Below are 4263 nucleotides of genomic sequence, written 5' to 3'. Positions count from 1 at the left end.
GAGATCAATGCGGTAAATACGATTAAGAAGATGTTACTATTCTTTTTAACAGCTCCGTTGAAGGTGTGCAAGTAAAAAGAACTAAAATAATTATACAGAACAAAGCTCACCAAAAGACTCTGGGAGATTATGACGAACCACAACGATGTTTTGAAACTAAAATATTTTATAAAAAGGCCGTACAGGACAGGCCGGTCCGGCTCTACTACTTTTCGGTATGCGGCCTCGATATACATTGCCGAATCTGCGTTAAAGATCAACGGAAACATATTGTAAGCTGCTATTGTTAGCAATATTGCGGCTGAAACAATGAACCCGAACTGTTCATGACCTATAATCCGTCTCAGCATTGTATCAAATCTTACTTTCATATAAACTTCAGGTCAGTTTTAGCAGAAAACATTAAGAACAGCGGAAGCGGCACAACCCACACAAAACTCCACAGGTTATTTTTTTGAGCGTCATTAAATAGTAGAACTGCTACTATATTCAGTAAAAAGGCAGTAAAGAAGTAAAAAATCAGACCTTTGTATTTAATTCTGGAAATCGATAATGCGTACAGGGAGATTACGATTGACAGTATAAGAAATATCCATTGGGAAATGCCGATCATGATGAACTTCTCCGAGCCCTCCCGCTGTTTCGAAAGGTAGCATTCCCTAATATCACCGCTGAACCACTCCTCGACCGCATTGAGTGCCCGGCCATTTACCTGAGGTCTTTCATACGCTTTAATTGTCATCACTTTAATAATCGAAAAAGATTCTGAAGTTCCGCTTTTCAGATATTCAGACTTTCTGTTGAGTATTTGATTACCTTGGATACCTGATTTATTTTTGAGATTCTTCGTATCAGCGGAAACACCGCCCCCGCTTTTATTAAATGGCTCAATGTGGTCAAATGCCCGAAGGAAACCCGGTAAATTATGTTTAGAGGCAGAATTTCCGGGACCGATTGGTAAAATAGAAAACAGAACAATACTCACAACATTTACGATACCGATATTTACAATCGTTATCGGGAAAGCTTTAATAGTATTTCGTCTATTGATTAAATTGATGACAAAGTACAGAAGGGGAATCATCACCGCAATAACAATTGATGAAAAGGCCATTGCAGTACTGAGAACTGCTATAATTGAAACAATTATACGATCTCTGAGAATCATTTTCCTGATCAGAACCAGCAGTCCAACGGCCAAAATTGATATACTTCCAAACAAAACCGGAGAAATTGTAGACGCGGCAATCGAGGCAGACATCAAAAAAGAAATTAGGAAAAGATAACCGAAATAAAAGAAGGAACGGTTCTTTTTATAAGGAACAAAATACCGGAAGTAATAATTTATAACAGTAGCCAGTATTAAAGATTGGAAGTAGATCACTAACCAGAGGGATTTGCCCCAGCTCGTGTGTGCAACAAAAAGCGAATATAAAAGCTTGCTATTAACAACATGCGGCAGTGAAAAACCATCCTTAATGTAGATTCCCGACTCCTCAAATAAAAGCGGAAACTTATTGTTGAAGGCCGCAAAACAAAGTATTAAGGCGCCAACAAGTACATTCGATAAAAAACTGCTGTTTTTATTCTCTAAAATCCTATCCATAAACCTATTATTATCATTGAATAAAACCTTCTATTTTAATCCCCCCTCAAAATCGGAATATCCGAAAAGGCGGGTACCAGTCAACACCTTCTGTGCGTCGATTAAAGAAGTTTCTATTTTGACTTCGCCCTCATGATTTTTAGAGGGAGCAAGTCYGGAAATAATAGACAGAAACGATAAAATTAATGTTATTTTGAGAGCGATCATGTTGTAGATTTAGATTACTGGGAGTGTTGTTATTTTAGGCAGCTCTTGGCAAATTGGTGGTGTAGAAAGTAGTTAGATTCTCTAGTCTCTTTCCATGTAGTTGGTAAAAGGAGCATATTTTTGAGCCAGATCTAAAATGGTTTCCATTATAGTGAATAATGGAAATACGCTGTATGAACGCTTGCTTAAATTCCTCATAAGGTTATGTATTTTTCAAATTACCTGGTTTTGCCATCAGCAAGACAAAATGATTAATTTTGAACTGGTTAGCATCTCCAATGAGTCAAAACTCCACATATCTTTCCAGAAAAAAGGGGGGGATAATGGTAAAATTAAGGGGGCAAACTCTACGAAATAGCTAAAAACATTCAATTTACTCCTTAGCGCAATCGTATTTTATACTAATTTTCATATTTGAACTTGTCTGATATGGAGGAATGTTATCCTCAGTTTAAGGCTACAAGTGAAGCAAATATTTACATGCAAATAAATGTCAACGGAAAGATCAGGGAAATGAAGTATTATGCTTTCAATAGTGAGATGCCGATAGCGTACACCGCGCTAGAAATCTTATGAACTTATATAAAATCTTTGAATCAAACAAAGAATCACATAAACTTAACACGCTTAGAAATCGAACAGAAATTCACTTCTTTTAACATAGACAACCTCCCGGGTATCAATTTTGATATTATTCATCACAATCTAACTTATCGGAAAATCAGTCAAGTTGAGGAAAGTGACTAGGCATTCTTGAGCAATTCGGATGGCTGCTACACCCAATGGATAAGTAAAATCAAAGGGAATAGGATCAGCAAGATAAAAGCCTTGAGGTTTTTTATCGCTGCCTACTCATATTTAATAAATGTTATCACTTAGCGGATTGATCAAAGCCATCGCTAAAGAACTCAGCAAGGGTAATATCCAATGCTGAAAGCACTTTCAGCAAAGATGAGAAATACAGATCTTCCCCATTTTCATAGCGCCAGAGCTGCGTACGGTTGAGGTCATGTTTAAAGGCAAATTTTTCATAATTCCGTTCCCCTTTCGCTTCCCTAAGGGAACGAATCCGTGCTCCAACCAATTTCAAAACTTCCTTTATATTTTCGCTCTCCTCGTCGTTTTTGGCTCTACTCATATCGTAAAGTAAACCAAAATGATGCTCCAGAGGTACTTCTAATAAGAAACAGCATACAAGACACATCTTATTAGAAACAAATTTATTATCTTTATAAAGCTGCAGATATTAAAAATATATGAAAAAGGAGGAATTATTACAGACCCCTATTGACAGACTTGGTTTTAGCACTGAATTCTGTAAAGCTTGTCGTTCAATGCAGTTCAGCACATTGAACGACATCACATCTCTTTTGCCTGAACGACTGATAAATAAAGAAGGGTTTAGCTATAACTGGCTGGGGGAACTCAGCGTATACTTAGATAAGAGAGGGCTGTTGCATTTATTGCAACGGCCATAGGAAAAAAATTACGGTTGATCCGCAGCACCATACGCTGTAACAGATCCCGCACACGTGCGGCAGTATGCTGGTCAATACTATAAAATTCTTTGCTGAGGCTTCCAGGGGAAATAACAGCTTGTCTTTTACTTTGATAGTGACCAGCGAAACATTTGAAAATGAACTGAAGGTTTTCAGTAGCAAAAACACTTTCTTCATAAAGTAAACGAACCAGACAGGAAAGGTGTGCAACTGACATTTCCAGTGGTATTTTAGGAACAACAGCTTCACTCCCTTTGCACAAAGATTTTTCTGTTACCAGAATTTCTTCCGTTAACCAGTTTCCCATCATGGTTTTTATTGAAGGCCACGAGGGGTCATAAGCTATATTTTTCACTTCAGGTGATGATATAACCTCTGCTTTCTGCTCAACCAAATAATTAAGCCTTTCCTGCGTATCTCTAAAATCGCCAAAAGCATTCCTGATTGTATCCTGGTAGTAAACAAAAAAAGAAAGGTTATTGAAATTTGAACGAATAAGCAGAGAAACCAGTAATTTTTCTGCGTCATCCGAATCATAATCGAGTGAACCCAATTGATGAATGATACATCCGAAATAATGTAATGAACGAAAGGTAAATTTTACTTTTCCAATATCCTCGGACATTACATTGAACCATTTTGCTAGGCAGGTTTTTAGAGAAGCATTTAGGTCGCTTGACTGCAGCGTTTTCTGAATAGCACAAACATCGTTGTTAAGTTGAGAAACCAATCGTTGATGATAAGCTATTGGCGCCACGACATCTTCATTGAAATAATTGGAATAGTATTTCTGCAGATGGTCTATAAGTGCCAAAAGTTCATTTTGGGGAAGTACATTTGTTTCAGAATCGTGGGAATTAGCTAATGTATTGGAGATGGTTGATATAATATCAAGATGATAATGAAAATAACGCACCAGGCTATTCTCTGGCGTATTGGAAAATATAGCTT

4 protein-coding genes are annotated in these 4263 nt (G+C 37.3%); all 4 read right to left on the bottom strand.

Going from position 1 to position 4263, the window contains the following annotated elements; genetic code table 11:
* Positions 1-371 (bottom strand): hypothetical protein (locus tag AC1DPQ_RS19545; protein WP_477610602.1); only part of this gene is annotated, 371 nt, incomplete at its 3' end.
* On the bottom strand, positions 368-1261 hold the full coding sequence (locus tag AC1DPQ_RS19540; protein WP_477581792.1) for a hypothetical protein: 894 nt from the start codon (positions 1259-1261) through the stop codon (positions 368-370). The genes AC1DPQ_RS19545 and AC1DPQ_RS19540, both read right to left, overlap by 4 nt.
* 1423 nt (positions 1262-2684) lie before the next feature.
* Complete coding sequence (locus AC1DPQ_RS19535) at positions 2685-2951, bottom strand: helix-turn-helix domain-containing protein (RefSeq protein ID WP_477610601.1); 267 nt, start codon at positions 2949-2951, stop codon at positions 2685-2687.
* A 287-nt stretch (positions 2952-3238) separates the two neighbouring features.
* The coding region (locus AC1DPQ_RS19530) for a hypothetical protein (protein WP_477610600.1) at positions 3239-4263 on the bottom strand (1025 nt) is incomplete at its 5' end.

This window comes from Pedobacter sp. 01T416_2, assembly GCF_056398925.1.
Note: the sequence above shows the minus strand (reverse complement) of the source record. Positions and strands in the feature narration are given on the sequence as shown.

Excerpts from the sequence above, each read along its gene's own strand:
- AC1DPQ_RS19540 (WP_477581792.1), bottom strand. The coding sequence starts at position 1,261 with ATGTCTGCCTCGATTGCCGCGTCTACAATTTCTCCGGTTTTGTTTGGA.
- AC1DPQ_RS19535 (WP_477610601.1), bottom strand. The coding sequence starts at position 2,951 with ATGAGTAGAGCCAAAAACGACGAGGAGAGCGAAAATATAAAGGAAGTT.